Origin of the sequence: Pseudomonas sp. C 49-2 (genome assembly GCF_003970195.1) — a bacterium.
Taxonomy (GTDB): Bacteria; Pseudomonadota; Gammaproteobacteria; order Pseudomonadales; family Pseudomonadaceae; genus Aquipseudomonas; species Aquipseudomonas canadensis.
In genome coordinates this window covers 419638-435956 of the sequence record NZ_RXYG01000002.1, presented here as the reverse complement: position 1 = coordinate 435956, position 16319 = coordinate 419638, and the positions used below count along the sequence as shown (strand labels likewise).

Here is a 16319-nt window from a genome sequence, read left to right as displayed (position 1 = left end):
TTTCACTTACCAACAATAAGGTTATGAACGTATGATTCTTCTGCCGGAGTTCTTCGGAGCAGTTAAAGAATTCTTGAAAATTGCTCCAGGCTTAATACTTCTCCCGCTCACCGGATACCTAGCATGGAAGAAAATAAACAACAAAATCTTAGTGTCCTTCTCCACCTACCATAGTCGAACATCAGCTACAAGAATCGGCAATGTTGTATTTAGCAACCTTAAAGATAAACCTGTTCCCATTTTTTCCGTCTACGCAATAATTGATCGCCATATTTCAATTAAAGTAGAGGAATTCAACCCGCCAATAATCCTCAAAGGCCTTGAAAGCTTGAGTATCGAAACTTCGCCGGTGTCAAACTATTACATTGGCGCCGACGAATACGAGCCAAGCTTTATGTCGCCGCAGAAAATAGAGCTATACGTCACCAGCATTGGCCGCCCTATAAAATGCAAGCTTACGAATTCACACTCAATAGAGTCGTATCATGAGTTTAAGCATTACTCAGTAGCTACAGCAAGCACCAGAAAGCTCAATGGTTTTGCATACAACGACAACGTACTGTATGCAATCATCTATAATTTTGAAGGAAAGCTTAGGACCGCTTTCGTCGAACAGGGCGGTTTCATAGGTAATGAGTGGGGCTTTTATTACAACATGATTCCAGAAAAGCAAATGGAGAGCACTTGCGGGATCATTGAGTTCCTAAAACACTGTAAATACGACGAAATCTTCACAAATTACAAAGTTATCTCACCCACGAAACATGTTGATCGCAACAAGTGCTAACACTCTCTTGTTGCATCTGATCAATCACACCTGTGAATTGTCACTAGTTTCGTAGACGCCCAATGACTGCATTGGCCGTTTTCTGCCTTCGTTTAGCGGTTGAACTGCCAAGGTTTTCCTAAGCGATGAGTGAGTAATTGCATGGTCAGCAAATAGTAATAGCGCGTCGATTCAGTGTGCTGGTTTAGGTGGTGATTCAAAAACCACGCAAGGTGTTTTCTCTGCCAAGTCCATGGGTTGTCGCGTTGCCAGCGCTCAGCGATTGCTGTTTGGATAGCCTTCGCCTGACGCAGGTGGCGTTGGCGTGTGGCATGAGATCCAGTCAGGACGCCGGCCAGGAACAGCTCCATATCGAATGGTTTACTCATACCCGACCGCCGATGTACGACGAAACTACGTCGATACGACTGTGCCCCAGCTCATAGCTGATTTGTGCTCGGGCCTCCTTATCGAGGTGTCGGTCGAGCTGGTAGCAACTGCCACCGTTGATGGGCGCAGGATGCTGGGTGATTTGCTTATAGCGTTCGCATGCAAAGGCCGCCCGTAGTTCATGAAAGCCTTTGAGGTTGTGCGTATGGAGAATCTCCCGTGCGGGGCGAACGAGTACCTGTTGGAAATCGCGGTAGCTTTCGTGCGGAGCTAACAGGTTGCGGCTACCGTCAGGCGAGACCTGATCGGCAAACCTCAGCGCATCACGAATATGATCATCTACCGTAATCCAACGAGGAGCTGACGCGCCCGAGCGGCCACCTTTGGTGCCGTCCTGGATGTTGATCTTGCCGTAGTGTTCGGCCTCACGCTTCAGGCGCGGAAGGTCGGCTAAAATGGCCTCACGTAGACGCATGCCGGTGGCTCGCGCTAACTGAGCGATGGCCGCGGCACGCGGCTGCTGGTGTGCGCAAAGCACCCCTACGATCCGCTTCACGTGTTCGCGGTCTTGGCCTTGCGGCACCGAACGACGAACACTGGTGCGCCGCATTCCCAGCGCCTTGCTCGGGCTCGGCACTTTCACATACTGATCACCGCGAAGCGCGGCCATGGTCCGGTTGACGCTGGACAACCGGTTTTGCGCGGTCGCGATATCTAGAGCACCTTGTTCGACTTGGTTTCGGAGATGGCTGACGTAATCCAACAAGGTCTGCCGATCTATCTGCCGCGCATCATTTAGCCCCGGCCCATCCTCTGACCGACACCAGCGCACAAACGCCAGCCAGCGATCACTGTGTGCCTTGACCGTCCCGTAATGCCCACCGCCAAACAGGTCTTTCAATGCCTGCGGTCCTGCGTAGCTCAGTTGCCGACCATAGCCAAAATTGCGCCCATCTCGCCTGCCCACCAGTGCCATGATCAAACTCCTCTCGAAGCCAAAACTTTTAAAACCTTCCCCACGTCATCCCGCCACGAATGTTGAGTGTTATCAGGGATCAAGGCCCCTGCGACCTGTGAGGGTTGTCCACTTACGCGGGACCGGCGGCTCCTTACGGCCGGGAGCTTGGGCATCTCATGATCTGGTCTCCTGAACACTTCCGAAGAAGTGGGCGGGTGGAGGCTGCGCTGGCTGACGAGACCTGCGCCGCGGGATCCTGAGTCGGGTGAAGGCAGTGAAGCGATGACCGGGGCATACCTGACTGTCAGTCAGGTGCAGTCCATTCCCTGGGCTGCGGCACCATCATCTGCATCGCTGTTGCTGGTGACTTCGGTGTTTGTCACGCCGATTGTCACGAGGGGGAATGCCGCAAAGCCTTGTACGAGATGGGCTGCAGCAGCGGTACGAGCGCCCGTCTCTTTCCGGGAGAAAGAGACGGGCGCAGGTTGGCGCAAGGAAATGGCCAAGCGGATAGGTTGCTGCAAGACAGCTACGAAGGGGGGGGGAGTTGCCGCAGTGGGCACACTGGTAAAAGTAGGCATCCATCACATCGCTGTGACCGTGCGAGCCGCCGGACGCTAATCGCACTTTGGGGGAACCACCATGGTGTGGCGTAGCCTTAAAGGTTCTGGCTACCTGGGTTGCTGTCAACGACAGCGCTTGCCCGATCTTTTCTACGCCTGTGGATAATTTGGGTCAAGGCTCGAATTATCGGGAGTTCTGCGGCTGTGGATGAAATTATCCACCGGTGGAAATCAGTAGTTTTCCACAGACAGTTTGCGTGGGCTTTAGATTTTTTAAATGAGGTCCATCCAAACAGGGCGGCTTTGCAGCCCTGCTTGGATGGACCCGCATGGAAGGGCGGACTGCGGTGATTTCACACGTTTACCCACGTTTGAATGCGCCACGGCTTTTTTGCAGGGCAGTGATGTTGTCACCGACTGGGTGAGCGAATTCGTGAGGCGTCACATGCCCATGGCGGTTGGCGTCGATGTAGTTGCTCCACCACGCCATGATCAGCCGGCGCTGCTCCAGAAATTCAGCTTTGTGGATATACGCGGCGCGCACGCGGTTGCGTTCCTTATGGCTCATTTGTCTTTCGATGGCTGCGTCGGTCCATAACCCGGACTCCAGCAGGGCGCTACAGGCCATGGTCCTGAAGCCGTGGCCGCACACGTCCTTGCTGGTGTCATAGCCGACGTTGCGGAGCATGGTGTTCACCGTGTTCTCGGACATGGGCTTCCAGTACTTGTGGTCGCCCGGTAGCACCAACTCTGAAAAGCGACTGAGGCTGCGCAGGCGCTCCAGTATTTCGATGACCTGCGGCGATAGCGGAACCATTTGAATGTCGCCGTTCATCTTGGTCCCGCGCGTGGAGTTGCGTACCCCTTCAATCGGTGCGCGCGTATCGGGGATTTCCCACATGGCGCGTTGGAGGTCGAACTCCCTCCATCGCGCGAAGCGCAGTTCGCTGGAGCGGACGAATACATGCAGCGTGAGCAGCACGGCAAGGCGAGTCAGTTCGCGGCCGTTGTAGTTGTCGATACGGTGTAGCAGTTCGGGTAGGCGGTTGAGGGAGAGGGCCGGGCGATGGACTGTGCGCGGCGCGTGAAGCGAGCCTGCCAGATCCAGTGCAGGATTCATGGTGATCTGCCGAGCCCTTTTGGCCCCGCGCATGATGGTGGATAAGTAGTTCTGTACCCGTAACGCCACATCCATGGTGCCGCGTTCCTTGATGCGCTGGGTGATCTCTAGCAGGTCATGGGTATCGAGTTCAGCGATGGGTCGTTGGCCGATCAGCGGGAAGACGTGGGTGCGCAGTCGGCTCATTACGGTTTTCGCGTGTCCTTCGGTCCAGCGGCGGGACATATCAGCGTGCCACTCCAGGGCAACGGTTTCGAAAAGCAGTGCCGCCCGCTGGGCCACGATTTTGGCCTTCTTCTTTTCTTCCATTGGGTCGAGGTTGTCGAGCAGCAACGCCTTGGCTTCGTCTCGCTTACGTCGTGCGACGGAAAGGGTAACTATGGGGTAATTGCCGATGATGAGCGTACCTTCCTTGCCGTTGGGCTTGGTGTACTTCAAGCGCCAGGTCTTCACGCCATTGGGTTTGACGAAAAGGTACATGCCGCCACCGTCGAACAGTTTGTAAGCGCGCTCGCGGGTTTTGGCCGTGCGGCATTGCAGGTCGCTGAGGGGGATCGCTAGACGTGGCATAGGGGTACGCGCTCCTGACCGGGAAATCGCAGTACCCCTAACATACCCTCGGGGAAGGGGGGTTTTGTTGGATCCCGACAGAGGGTCCTGGAACGAAAAAACCCGCCAAAGGGCGGGTTTTCGGGGCTTCCAGAGCATTCAGTAGAATGCAATGGAGCCTAATGTGGTGCCGGCACCAGGAGTCGAACCCGGGACCTACTGATTACAAGTCAGTTGCTCTACCAACTGAGCTATACCGGCGTGTTAGGGCGACGATTATAGCGATTGGAAAGGTTCTGTAAACCCCTGAATTCTGACTATTTTTGCAGAACCCAAGGTTTTTTCATCCGCGCCTCTTTTTCCGATCAGCAAGGGTAGGATTCTTCCTGGGTCGCCGAAGGGTCTAACCCGGTGCAATCTCATCGCATCCAAAGGACGCCTCACGTGAAACGGTCGCTTCGTCATTACCTTCTACCGCGACGCGCAGCAGACTCAGGTGATCCAGACCGAGCAGGGTTCATGGTCTGCGGCCAATGGCAAGAATGAGTTGCGCACGGACGGCGTACTTTCGCCGGATGTGTACACCTATAAGCTGCTCGACGCCGACACCGTTCACTACGTGAGTGTGTCGTCGGACCCTACCAGCGATTGCCAGGATGACTACGCGTTCACCGAGCGCCGCGTGCGCCAATAAGGCGGGCCCGCTCCAATACCGGGCGCTCGGGTGCCCGGTTGTTATGGGTATCAACGCCCCTTCCCACAGTTCTTCCCGAACTTCTTGTAGTCCACTGCCTATCTCTGTCGGCATTTACAGCAAAAGCCAACAGCCAACAGGCTGACTGCGATCAATTTAGTTTAGTTAATGGGCGGTATCCTCCGGGCTTAGCAGATTGAGTGCCCTAGGGGAGTCATGCGGCGCGGGTTTTGCTTCGCTGTCCAGCGAGGCGGTGCCTGTACGCACCGATACACGGGCCGTGGCTTCGCGGGGGATTCGAATCAACCGCTCGGCTGGTTTTCCCTTGAATACAGGTGAGGTTTCCGTATTCTGTTGCGCGATATAAACCGTCAGATTAATCGCGGTTTGATGTAGGTAATTTTTCGAGACCATGTTGGGCAATCGAATATTTATTGATGGGTATGTCAGTTTTGCGCCGTTCTTGTCCACCCGGACAGCAATTTTCGCGAAATAACAGCGCAAGTTCATGTTCTTACAGCGAATGCACTTTTCATTACAAAAAAGTCATAAAAATGGCGCTATGCCGTTCGTCGGATTAATTTGAACTAAAAGCATCAAAATACTGACACCATCAATGTGATATCACAGAATGCACCCGACACCACATAACTAGAAAAATACAAGGTCAGCTTATTGCTGACCTTTTTATCGCCTTTAGAGCGCAAACAGGTGGGGAGGGGCAGTGAGTGAGTCGAGCAGATGACATTTCAAAACTATTCAACAAGCTGGGTGCCAACCCGAGTGGCTACCGCGAGATCGACTTTGTCCATGAGTTTATCGAGGACGATGTAGAGGTTCTGGAGACCCCAGCAGTCACTCAAGCCCTGCCTGTGATCGAAGCGCCTTCAGCGCCTTTGTTGCGTCTGTTGGAGGAGCTGAGCCAAGGCGAAGCCGACCACCTGCGGCCGCCCGAAGTGATGGAGGGGCGTGACGGTGAAGTGTATTCGGAGCAATCCAACCCCAACGTCGTGGTGGTTGTCTCGGTGAAAGGCGGCGTCGGTCGCAGTACCCTGACCGCCGCGATTGCCAGCGGCCTGCAGCGCCAGGGTCGCCCGGCGCTCGCCCTGGACCTGGACCCGCAGAATGCTTTGCGTCATCACCTGTGCCTGGGCCTCGACATGCCTGGCGTCGGCGCGACCAGCTTGCTCAATGAAAGCTGGGAAGCCCTGCCTGAACGCGGTTTTGCCGGTTGCAGGCTGGTGGCATTTGGCAGCACCGGCCACGAGCAGCAGCAGAGTCTGAACCGTTGGTTGGGTGAGGATAGCGAGTGGCTGGGCAAACGGTTGGCCAGCCTTAAATTGAATGGCCAGGACACTGTGATCATCGACGTCCCGGCCGGCAATACCGTGTACCTCGGCCAGGCCATGTCGGTGGCCGATGCGGTGCTGGTAGTCGTGCAGCCGGATGTGGCCTCGTTCAGCACCCTCGACCAGATGGACAGTGTGCTTGCGCCGTACTTCACTCGCGAAAAACCGCCACAGCGCTTCTACGTGATCAACCAATTGGACGCGGCCCACCGCTTCAGCCTGGACATGGCCGAGGTGTTCAAGACCCGTCTGGGTGCTGCCCTGCTGGGGACGGTTCACCGCGACCCCGCGTTCAGTGAAGCCCAAGCCTACGGTCGCGATCCCCTCGACCCCACCGTCAACAGTATCGGCAGCCAGGACGTCCACGCCCTGTGCCGCACCTTGCTCGAACGCATCGACTCGGACCTCCCATGACCGACAATACGTCCTCCACGCCCTTCGTCGAAGGGCGCGCTGAACAGCGCCTAAATGGCGCGATTGCGCGCTTCAATCGGTGGCCTGCGGCGCTGCGTACGGTGCTGGTTGTTGCCAGTTGCGTGCTCGGCGCCCTGCTGTTGCTGGGTATTATCAGCGCACCGCTCGACCTCTACAGCCAATGCCTGTTTGCCGGCGTGTGCTTCTTGGCGGTGCTGGTGCTGCGCAAAATTCCCGGACGCCTGGCGATCCTCGCGCTGGTGGTGCTGTCGCTGGTGGCGTCGTTGCGCTACATGTTCTGGCGGCTCACCTCCACCCTCGGGTTCGAGACTTGGATCGATATGTTCTTCGGCTACGGCCTGGTCGCGGCCGAGTTCTACGCTCTGATCGTCCTGATCTTCGGCTACGTACAAACCGCCTGGCCGCTGCGCCGTACGCCGGTGTGGCTCAAGACCGAGCCCGAAGAGTGGCCGACGGTCGACGTGTTCATCCCGACTTATAACGAAGCGCTGAGCATCGTAAAACTGACCATCTTCGCTGCCCAGGCAATGGACTGGCCCAAGGACAAGCTGCGCGTCCACGTACTGGACGACGGCCGCCGCGACGACTTCCGTGACTTCTGCCGCAAGGTCGGCGTGAACTACATTCGCCGCGACAATAACTTCCACGCCAAGGCCGGTAACCTCAACGAAGCGTTGAAGGTCACCGACGGTGAATACATCGCCCTGTTCGACGCCGACCACGTGCCGACGCGCTCCTTCCTGCAAGTGAGCCTGGGCTGGTTCCTGAAGGATCCGAAGCTGGCGATGCTGCAAACGCCGCACTTCTTCTTCTCGCCGGATCCGTTCGAAAAGAACCTCGATACCTTCCGCGCCGTGCCCAACGAGGGCGAGCTGTTCTACGGCCTGGTGCAGGACGGCAACGACCTGTGGAACGCCACCTTCTTCTGCGGCTCCTGTGCGGTCATCCGCCGTAAGCCGCTGCTGGAAATCGGCGGCGTAGCCGTCGAGACCGTGACCGAAGACGCCCACACCGCGCTCAAGCTCAACCGCCTGGGCTACAACACCGCCTACCTGGCTATCCCGCAAGCCGCGGGCCTGGCCACCGAAAGCCTGTCGCGCCACATCAACCAGCGAATTCGCTGGGCGCGGGGCATGGCGCAGATCTTTCGCACCGACAACCCGCTGCTGGGCAAGGGCCTCAAGTGGGGCCAGCGCATTTGCTACGCCAACGCCATGCTGCACTTCTTCTATGGTTTGCCGCGCCTGGTGTTCCTGACCGCACCGTTGGCCTACCTGGTGTTCGGCGCGGAGATTTTCCACGCGTCGGCGCTGATGATCGTCGCCTACGTATTGCCTCACTTGGTGCATTCAAGCCTGACCAACTCGCGGATCCAGGGGCGTTTCCGTCACTCGTTCTGGAACGAGGTGTACGAGACGGTACTGGCCTGGTACATCCTGCCACCGGTGCTGGTGGCGCTGGTCAACCCCAAGGCCGGTGGCTTCAACGTCACCGACAAGGGCGGCATCATCGACAAGCAGTTCTTCGACTGGAAACTCGCGCGCCCGTACCTGGTGTTGTTGGCGGTGAATCTGGTCGGCCTGGGCTTCGGTATCCACCAGTTGATCTGGGGCGATGAGTCCACCGCTGTGACGGTAGCGATCAACCTGACCTGGACCCTCTACAACCTGATCATCACCAGCGCCGCCGTGGCCGTGGCTTCGGAAGCGCGCCAAGTGCGTTCCGAACCGCGTGTCAGCGCCAAGCTGCCGGTGAGCATCATTTGTGCTGACGGCCGTGTGCTTGAAGGCACGACTCAGGACTTCTCGCAAAACGGCTTCGGCTTGATGCTCTCCGATGGTCACTCGATCACCCAGGGCGAGCGCGTGCAATTGGTACTGTCGCGCAACGGCCAGGACAGTCTGTTCGATGCCCGCGTGGTGTTCAGCAAGGGCGCGCAGATCGGCGCCCAGTTCGAGCCCCTCAGCCTGCGCCAGCAAAGCGAGTTGGTTCGCCTGACCTTTTCCCGCGCCGATACCTGGGCCGCGAGTTGGGGCGCCGGCCAGCCGGATACACCGCTGGCGGCCCTGCGTGAAGTGGGCTCCATCGGCATCGGCGGCTTGTTCACCCTGGGCCGCGCCACCCTACATGAACTGCGTCTGGCCTTGAGCCGCACCCCCACAAAACCGCTTGATACGCTGATGGACAAGCCATGACCTCGAAGATATTCGCTCGCCCTCATCCGCGCCGTGCACTCGCGCTGATGATCGCCTCGCTGATGGGCCTCAACACCCTGGCGCAAGCTGCCGAGCAAGCGGCCACCACCGTGCCGGTACAAAGAACCGATAACGGCTACAGCCTGACCCTCAAGCAGTTGGGGCGTCGCGACACCATGAACCTGCAAGGCGTGGAGTCGTCCGACAGCGTCAACTTCGATATCCGTGCCGATGAAGTGGTGAAGGGCGCGCAACTGCTGCTCAAGTACAGCTACTCGCCGGCGCTGCTGGCCGACCTCTCGCAGATCAACGTGTTGGTCAACGGCGAAGTCGCTGCCAGCCTGGCGCTGCCCAAAGACGGCGCTGGCATCCAGCAGGAGCAACTGGTGCAGCTTCCGCCGAAGCTGATCACCGAGTTCAACCGCTTGAGCCTGCAGTTCATCGGCCACTACACTATGTCTTGCGAAGACCCGCTGCACAGCAGCCTGTGGGCCAAGATCAGCAACAGCAGCGAGCTCAAAGTGCAGGTCGAGCCCATCGTGCTCAAGGATGACTTGGCCGTGCTGCCGCTGCCATTCTTCGACAAGCGTGACGCGCGTCAGGTCAGCCTGCCGTTCGTGTTCGCCACTGCACCCGACAGCGCCGCGCTGGAAGCGGCCGGTGCCCTGTCTTCATGGATCGGCGGCCTCGCCAGCTACCGGGGCGCGACGTTCCCGACCACTCTCGGTGAGCTGCCGGCCAAAGGCAACGCCATCGTACTGGTGCAAACCGCCGACGCACTGGACGTGCACGGTGTTGCGGTCGCCAAGCCGACCGGTCCGACCCTGACCCTCATCGCCAACCCCAATGACGTCAACGGCAAACTGCTGATCGTCACCGGGCGTGACGGCGAAGAACTCAAGCGCGCCGCCAACGCGGTCGTGCTGGGTAACCCGGTATTGGCCGGCAATAGCGTGGTCATCACCAAGCTCGACAGCCTGGCACCGCGCCGTCCGTACGACGCGCCCAACTGGTTGCCAAGCAACCGCCCGGTGCGCCTGGGCGAGTTGATCGAACAGCAGAAACTCAGCGTGTCGGGCTACAACCCTGGCGCGATCAGCGTCGATATGCGCCTGCCGCCGGACCTGTTCAACTGGCGTGAAGAGGGCGTGCCGCTCAAGCTCAAATACCGCTACACGCCGCAGCAAGTGTCGACCAACTCGTCGCTGCTGATCGGCCTGAATGATCAGTTCATGAAATCCGTGGCATTGCCGTCGGTGACCAACCTGGGCGGCGGCCAGACCCTGCTCGACCAGTTGAAGAAAGACGAAAGCCTGCCGCGCGAAGTGACGACCCTGTTGCCGATCAGCTCGGCATCGCCCAAGTCCAAGCTGCAACTGCGCTTCATGTACGACTACATCAAAGAAGGCGAATGCCGCGACATCATCGTCGACAACATGCGTGGCTCCATCGACCCGGATTCCACCCTCGACGTCACCGGCTACCAGCATTACATCGCCATGCCGAACCTGGGCGTATTCAACGACTCCGGCTTCCCGTTCACCCGTCTGGCTGACCTGTCGGAATCTGCCGTGGTCATGCCCGATAACTTCGGCACCGACGAGATGACCGCCTACCTGACCGTGATGGGCCGCTTCGGCGAAGCCACCGGCTACCCGGCCACCGCCGTCAAAGTGGTGCAGGCCAAGGACGTGCAAAGCGTTGCCGACAAAGACCTGCTGGTGCTCGCCACCGCCGCCAACCAACCGCTGCTCAAGCAGTGGCAACAATACCTGCCGGCCACCAGCGATGGTGAGCAGCACCAGTTCCTGCTGTCTGACCTGCCACGTTATGTGCGTAGCTGGGTCAGCCCGGACCCGGCGGCCAACCAGCACCCAGCCAACGCCGGCATTACCTTCAAAGGCCTGAGCAACAGCACCTGGCTGGCCGGTTTCCAATCGCCACTCAAGAGCGGCCGCAGCGTGGTGCTGATTGCCAGCAACCAGCCGCAGGGCCTGTTGGAAGCCACCTCGGCGCTGATTGGCGGTGACGATTACAAAGACTCGATCCAGGGCAGCCTGGCCGTGGTGCAGGGCACGACTATCAGCTCGCTGGTGGGTGACGAGCAGTACTACGTCGGCAAGCTCAACTACTTCAAATTCATGCAATGGCAGCTGTCGCAGCACCTGGGCTGGATGTTGTTGATCACCTTCCTGGGTCTGGCGGTGCTTACTTCCCTGATCTACCTGTCACTGCGTGCACGTGCAAAACGGCGGTTGGCATGAGCCCGCTCAAGCGCATGGCCCTGGCAGCGCTGGGCGCGGTGATGTTTGCCGGTAGCGCGCAGGCGCAAACCTGTGACTGGCCGCTGTGGCAGAACTACGCCAAGCGCTTTGTGCAGGACGATGGGCGAGTGTTGAACTCGTCGATGAAACCCACCGAGAGCAGTTCGGAAGGGCAGTCCTACGCGATGTTCTTTGCGTTGGTCGGCAACGACCGTGCGAGCTTCGACAAGCTGTGGACCTGGACCAAGGCCAACATGTCGGGCTCCGACATCGGCCAGAACCTGCCGGGTTGGTTGTGGGGCAAAAAAGCTGATAACACCTGGGGTGTGATCGACCCGAACTCCGCCAGCGACGCTGACTTGTGGATGGCCTACGCCTTGCTCGAAGCGGCCCGCGTGTGGAATGCACCGCAGTACCGCGCCGACGCGCAATTGTTGTTGGCCAACGTTGAGCGCAACCTGATTGTGCGTGTGCCCGGCCTGGGCAAGATGCTGTTGCCGGGGCCGGTGGGCTACGTGCATCCGGGCGGCTTGTGGCGTTTCAACCCGAGCTACCAGGTGCTTGCACAACTGCGTCGCTTCCAGAAAGAACGCCCGAACGCCGGCTGGAACGAAGTGGCTGAAAGCAACGCGCGTATGCTCGCCGATACCGCCAGCAACCCCCACGGCCTCGCGGCCAACTGGGTCGGCTATCGCGCGACCAGCGCCAACGCCGGGCTGTTTGTGGTCGACCCGTTCTCCGATGACCTGGGCAGCTACGACGCGATCCGCACCTACATGTGGGCCGGCATGACCGCCAAAGGCGATCCATTGGCGGCGGCGATGCTCAAGTCGCTGGGCGGTATTTCCCGCGCAACGGCCGCATCGGTCACCGGCTTCCCGCCGGAAAAAATCCACGTGCTGACCGGCGAAGCCGAGAAAAACAACGGCTACACGCCGATGGGTTTCTCCGCGTCCACCATTGCCTTCTTCCAGGCCCGCGGCGAAACCGCCCTGGCGCAGTTGCAAAAGGCCAAGGTCGACGAGGCACTCGCCAAGGCCCTGGCGCCTTCAGCACCCGAGAGTGCGCAGCCGATCTACTACGACTACATGCTCAGCCTGTTCAGCCAGGGCTTTGCCGATCAGAAGTACCGTTTTGAACAAGACGGTACGGTCAAATTATCCTGGGAGGCCGCATGCGCCGTCACACGCTAGCCATTGCGATTCTCGCTGCCCTGGTCTCGACGGCCAGCGTGGCTGAAACCAGCGACCCGCAGTCCCTGCTGATTGAGCAAGGCTACTACTGGCAGTCGAAAAAGAACCCTGAGCGCGCGCTGGAGACCTGGCAGAAACTCTTGAGCCTGTCTCCTGAGCAACCGGATGCGCTGTACGGTATCGGCTTGATCCAGGTGCAACAGAACCGTCCGGCTGAAGCGCAAAAGTACCTGGCCCGCTTGCAAGCGCTGAGCCCGGTGCCGCGTCAGGCGTTGCAGCTGGAGCAGGACATCACCGTGGCCGTGCCGGACAACGCCAAGTTGCTGGAGCAGGCGCGCGAACTGGGCGAGCCGGATGCCGAGCGTGAGCAGGCCGTGGCGTTGTATCGCCAGATTTTCCAGGGGCGTCAGCCGCAAGGCCTGATCGCCCGTGAGTACTACAACACGCTTGGATTCACCGCCAAGGGCACCAATGAGGCCATCGCTGGCCTGCAGCGATTGACCCGTGAGCGTCCCAACGATCCGATCGTTGCGTTGTTCCTGGCCAAGCACCTGGCGCGCAACCCGGCCACGCGGCCTGACGGCATTCGTGCCCTGGCTAAACTGGCACCGAATAACGACGTGGGCGGCAATGCCGATGAAACCTGGCGCTTCGCGCTGATCTGGCTCGGCCCGCCGAAGCCGGACCAGGTGTCGCTGTTCCAGCAGTTCCTCACCGTGCACCCGGATGACGCCGAGATCCGCGCGCTGATGAACAAAGGCATTGCCCAAGGCAAAAGCGGCGGCACCTGGCAGCGTGACCCGCAGATGACCAAGGCTTTCAAGGCGCTGGATGACGGCGACCTGAAAACCGCCGAGCCGTTGCTGGCCGCGCGTCTTGCGCAAAAATCCAATGACGTCGATGCCCTCGGTGGTATGGGCGTATTGCGCCAACAGCAAGAGCGTTACAGCGAAGCCGAAAACTACCTCGTCCAAGCCACCCGCTTGCCCGGTGGTGCCGCGTGGCAGTCGGCCCTGAATGACGTACGCTACTGGAACCTGATCAGCCAAAGCCGCGACGCCCAACGCGCCGGCCGCAGCGCCCAGGCCCGTGACCTGGTGGCCCAGGCCGAGCGCCTGAACCCAGGCCAGCCTGGCGCGGCGGTCGCGTTGGCGGGTTTCCAGTCTCAGGACAACCAGTTCGAAGAAGCCGAAGCCGGCTACCGCAAGGTGTTGGCCCGTCATCCCGGTGACCCGGATGCCTTGAGTGGCTTGATCAACGTGTTGTCCCAATCGGGTCAACCAGATGAGGCCTTGAAGCTGATCGACTCGGTCTCGCCGGCGCAGCGCGCCAAGTTCGCACCGAGTGTGAAAATCAACGCATTGCGCGCGACCCAGGTCGGCAAACTGGCGGAGCAACGCGGTGACGTGAAAGGCGCACAAGCTGCCTATCGCCAGGCTCTCGACGCTGACCCTGAAAACCCGTGGACCCGCTTTGCCCTGGCGCGCATGTACCTGCGCGACGGCCAGATCCGCAATGCCCGTGCGTTGATCGACGGCTTGCTCAAGACCCAGCCCAACCAACCGGACGCGCTGTACACCAGCACGCTGTTGTCGGCGCAACTGAGCGAGTGGAAACAGGCCGAGACGACCCTGGGGCGTATCCCCGCGGCGCAGCGCACGGCAGACATGAACGAGCTGGCGATCGATATCGCGCTGCACCAGCAGACCGACGTGGCCATCGAAACCGCTCGCCGTGGCCAGCGCCCGGAAGCCTTGGCATTGCTGGGGCGTTCCGAGCCGTTGACCCGTCAGAAGCCTGAGCGTGTGGCCGTACTGGCCGCCGCCTATGTAGAAGTCGGCGCCGCGCAGTACGGCCTGGACATGATGCAGAAGGTGGTGGAGAACAACCCCAACCCGACGGTCGACCAGAAACTGCTGTACGCCAACGTGTTGCTCAAGGCCAACAAGTACAGTGAGGCGGGCGAGATCCTGCGCGAAGTGCAAGGCCAGCCTTTGAGCGAAATCGGTCGCCAGCGCTATGACGATCTGATTTACCTGTACCGGGTCAAACAGGCGGATGCCCTGCGCGAGAAGAACGACCTGGTGGCCGCCTATGACATGCTGTCCCCGGCCTTGGCCCAGCGTCCCAATGACGCGCTGGGCGTCGGCGCACTGGCGCGGATGTACGCCGCCAGTGGCAACGGCAAGAAGGCGATGGAGTTGTACGCACCGTTGATCCAGCAGAACCCGAACAACGCACGCCTGCAACTGGGCCTGGCGGACATCGCCCTGAAAGGCAATGACCGCAGCTTGGCGCAGAGCGCCAGTGACAAGGCGCTGGCGCTGGAGCCGGGTAACCCGGAGACACTCACCTCGGCCGCGCGCATTTACCAAGGGCTGGGCAAGAACAGCGAAGCTGCCGAGTTACTGCGCAAGGCCCTGGCGATTGAAAACGCCATGAAGGCCAAGACCCAAGTGGCCCAGGCTGGCGCTCCAGGGACTTCGTATAACCCGTTCGTAGGCTTGCCGGGCCAGCGCCGCCAGGTCACCGACCTGACCGTTGCCGGCGCCGTACCGCCGCCGATCGATGCGCCAACCAAGAGCGTGACGTCCAACGCGTTTGCGAGTGCAACGTCCAACGACCTGAGCGATCCGTTTGTGCCGCCATCGAGCATTGCCTCCATCGACAGTCCCGAGCTGAGCCCGGCGCGGCGTGCGCTGGATACCATCCTGCGTGACCGTACCGGTTATGTGGTGCAAGGCTTGAGCGCACGCAGCAACAACGGTGAGAAAGGCCTGAGCAAAATCACCGATGTGGAAGCGCCGTTTGAAGCGCGGATGCCGGTGGGCGATAACACGGTGGCGCTGCGCGTGACGCCGGTGCATTTGACGTCTGGTGCGGTTAAAGGCTTCGCAGCACAGCGCTTTGGCGGTGGGACCAACGATGAGCTGGGCAAGCAAAGTGACAGCGGCGTCGGTTTTGCCATCGCGGTAGAGAATCCTGATCAGGGGTTGAAGGCGGATCTCGGGGTCAGCCCGATAGGTTTCACCTACAAGACCTGGATCGGGGGTGTGAGTGTTGCGCGACCGTTTGAGGCGAATTCGAACTTCCGCTACGGCGCGAATATTTCTCGTCGCCCAGTAACTGACAGCGTGACCTCGTTCGCCGGCTCAGAAGATAAGCGCACTGGCGAAAAATGGGGCGGTGTGACCGCTAACGGCGGCCGTGGCGAGTTGAGCTACGACAACCAAAAGCTGGGTGTTTATGGCTATGCCTCGTTGCATGAAATGCTGGGGAACAACGTAGAGGACAATACCCGTCTGGAACTGGGCAGCGGTATCTACTGGTACCTGCGTAATACCCAACGGGACACTCTGACCTTGGGCATCAGTGGTTCGGTGATGGGCTTCAAGGAAAACCAGGGTTATTACACCTACGGTCATGGCGGTTACTTCAGTCCGCAACGTTTCTTCTCTCTAGGCGTGCCGATCCGTTGGGCCCAGAGCTTTGACCGTTTCAGCTATCAAGTAAAAACTTCGGTAGGCGTGCAGCATATCGAGCAAGATGGCGTCGATTACTTCCCGGGGCACAACGATCTTCAAGACAGCCAGACCGTGGGTAATCGCACCTATGCCAGCGACAGCAAAACCGGCCTCGGCTACAGCTTCAACGCCGCCGCCGAATACCGCTTGAGCTCGCGGTTCTACCTGGGTGGCGAAATCGGTGTCGACAACGCCCAGGACTACCGCCAGTACGCCGGTAATGCTTATCTGCGCTACTTGTTCGAAGACCTGAGCGGGCCTATGCCGCTGCCGGTCAGCCCGTACCGTTCACCTTATTCCAACTGATTAATCGGAGTCA

At 59.5% G+C, this 16319-nt stretch carries 11 protein-coding genes and 1 tRNA gene; 7 read left to right on the top strand and 5 right to left on the bottom strand.

Annotation, left to right across the window (positions count from 1 at the left end):
• Positions 1-31 precede the first annotated feature (31 nt).
• Entirely contained in the window at positions 32-787 is a 756-nt protein-coding gene (locus EJ576_RS05490; RefSeq protein WP_126569713.1) for a hypothetical protein, read from the top strand.
• Positions 788-879: 92 nt separating this feature from the next.
• Here the strand turns inward: EJ576_RS05490 and EJ576_RS05485 are convergent, their stop codons facing one another.
• The 4 genes from EJ576_RS05485 to EJ576_RS05465 all read right to left on the bottom strand — a co-directional run bounded on the left by EJ576_RS05485 (position 880) and on the right by EJ576_RS05465 (position 4607).
• On the bottom strand, positions 880-1155 hold the full coding sequence (locus EJ576_RS05485) for a hypothetical protein (protein ID WP_126569712.1): 276 nt from the start codon (positions 1153-1155) through the stop codon (positions 880-882).
• Positions 1152-2132: an integrase domain-containing protein gene (locus tag EJ576_RS05480; protein ID WP_126569711.1), complete on the bottom strand. Its 981-nt coding sequence runs from the start codon at positions 2130-2132 to the stop codon at positions 1152-1154. Before EJ576_RS05480 ends, EJ576_RS05485 begins: the two co-directional genes overlap by 4 nt.
• A gap of 906 nt (positions 2133-3038) precedes the next feature.
• Positions 3039-4367 carry an integrase arm-type DNA-binding domain-containing protein gene (locus tag EJ576_RS05470; protein WP_126569710.1) on the bottom strand — a complete coding sequence of 443 codons (1329 nt, stop codon included), beginning with the start codon at positions 4365-4367 and terminating at the stop codon, positions 3039-3041.
• A 164-nt stretch (positions 4368-4531) separates the two neighbouring features.
• Positions 4532-4607: transfer RNA gene (locus tag EJ576_RS05465), tRNA-Thr, on the bottom strand.
• A gap of 235 nt (positions 4608-4842) precedes the next feature.
• On the opposite strand from EJ576_RS05465, the gene EJ576_RS05460 reads away from it, so the two are divergent.
• Positions 4843-5040 (top strand): hypothetical protein, encoded by a 198-nt coding sequence (locus EJ576_RS05460; RefSeq protein WP_256656586.1) that lies wholly within the window; start codon positions 4843-4845, stop codon positions 5038-5040.
• A 165-nt stretch (positions 5041-5205) separates the two neighbouring features.
• On the opposite strand, the gene EJ576_RS05455 is transcribed toward EJ576_RS05460, so the two are convergent.
• A complete protein-coding gene (locus EJ576_RS05455) occupies positions 5206-5550 on the bottom strand; it encodes a hypothetical protein (RefSeq protein WP_126569709.1) in 345 nt (114 codons plus the stop codon).
• 218 nt (positions 5551-5768) lie between these two features.
• Here EJ576_RS05455 and bcsQ point away from each other — a divergent pair, with 218 nt between their 5' ends.
• From bcsQ to EJ576_RS05430, 5 genes are read left to right on the top strand one after another with little or no spacing between them, the layout of a single operon-like run.
• Positions 5769-6803, top strand: coding sequence for a cellulose biosynthesis protein BcsQ (gene bcsQ, locus EJ576_RS05450; protein WP_256656585.1), 1035 nt, complete (start codon positions 5769-5771; stop codon positions 6801-6803).
• Positions 6800-9019, top strand: coding sequence for a UDP-forming cellulose synthase catalytic subunit (gene bcsA / locus EJ576_RS05445; RefSeq protein WP_123475286.1), 2220 nt, complete (start codon positions 6800-6802; stop codon positions 9017-9019). The genes bcsQ and bcsA overlap by 4 nt, the downstream gene beginning before the upstream one ends.
• Complete coding sequence (gene bcsB, locus EJ576_RS05440) at positions 9016-11283, top strand: cellulose biosynthesis cyclic di-GMP-binding regulatory protein BcsB (RefSeq protein ID WP_126569708.1); 2268 nt, start codon at positions 9016-9018, stop codon at positions 11281-11283. The genes bcsA and bcsB overlap by 4 nt, the downstream gene beginning before the upstream one ends.
• Positions 11280-12476, top strand: coding sequence for a cellulose synthase complex periplasmic endoglucanase BcsZ (gene bcsZ / locus EJ576_RS05435; protein WP_126569707.1), 1197 nt, complete (start codon positions 11280-11282; stop codon positions 12474-12476). The genes bcsB and bcsZ overlap by 4 nt, the downstream gene beginning before the upstream one ends.
• Positions 12458-16306 carry a cellulose biosynthesis protein BcsC gene (locus EJ576_RS05430; RefSeq protein WP_126569706.1) on the top strand — a complete coding sequence of 1283 codons (3849 nt, stop codon included), beginning with the start codon at positions 12458-12460 and terminating at the stop codon, positions 16304-16306. Before bcsZ ends, EJ576_RS05430 begins: the two co-directional genes overlap by 19 nt.
• The last annotated feature ends 13 nt before the right edge of the window (positions 16307-16319 follow it).

Bases quoted from the DNA above. Each gene is read 5' to 3' on its own strand.
- EJ576_RS05490 (WP_126569713.1), top strand. From the start codon at position 32: ATGATTCTTCTGCCGGAGTTCTTCGGAGCAGTTAAAGAATTCTTGAAA.
- EJ576_RS05485 (WP_126569712.1), bottom strand. From the start codon at position 1,155: ATGAGTAAACCATTCGATATGGAGCTGTTCCTGGCCGGCGTCCTGACT.
- EJ576_RS05480 (WP_126569711.1), bottom strand. From the start codon at position 2,132: ATGGCACTGGTGGGCAGGCGAGATGGGCGCAATTTTGGCTATGGTCGG.
- EJ576_RS05470 (WP_126569710.1), bottom strand. From the start codon at position 4,367: ATGCCACGTCTAGCGATCCCCCTCAGCGACCTGCAATGCCGCACGGCC.
- EJ576_RS05455 (WP_126569709.1), bottom strand. From the start codon at position 5,550: ATGAACTTGCGCTGTTATTTCGCGAAAATTGCTGTCCGGGTGGACAAG.
- bcsA (WP_123475286.1), top strand. From the start codon at position 6,800: ATGACCGACAATACGTCCTCCACGCCCTTCGTCGAAGGGCGCGCTGAA.
- bcsB (WP_126569708.1), top strand. From the start codon at position 9,016: ATGACCTCGAAGATATTCGCTCGCCCTCATCCGCGCCGTGCACTCGCG.
- bcsZ (WP_126569707.1), top strand. From the start codon at position 11,280: ATGAGCCCGCTCAAGCGCATGGCCCTGGCAGCGCTGGGCGCGGTGATG.
- EJ576_RS05430 (WP_126569706.1), top strand. From the start codon at position 12,458: ATGCGCCGTCACACGCTAGCCATTGCGATTCTCGCTGCCCTGGTCTCG.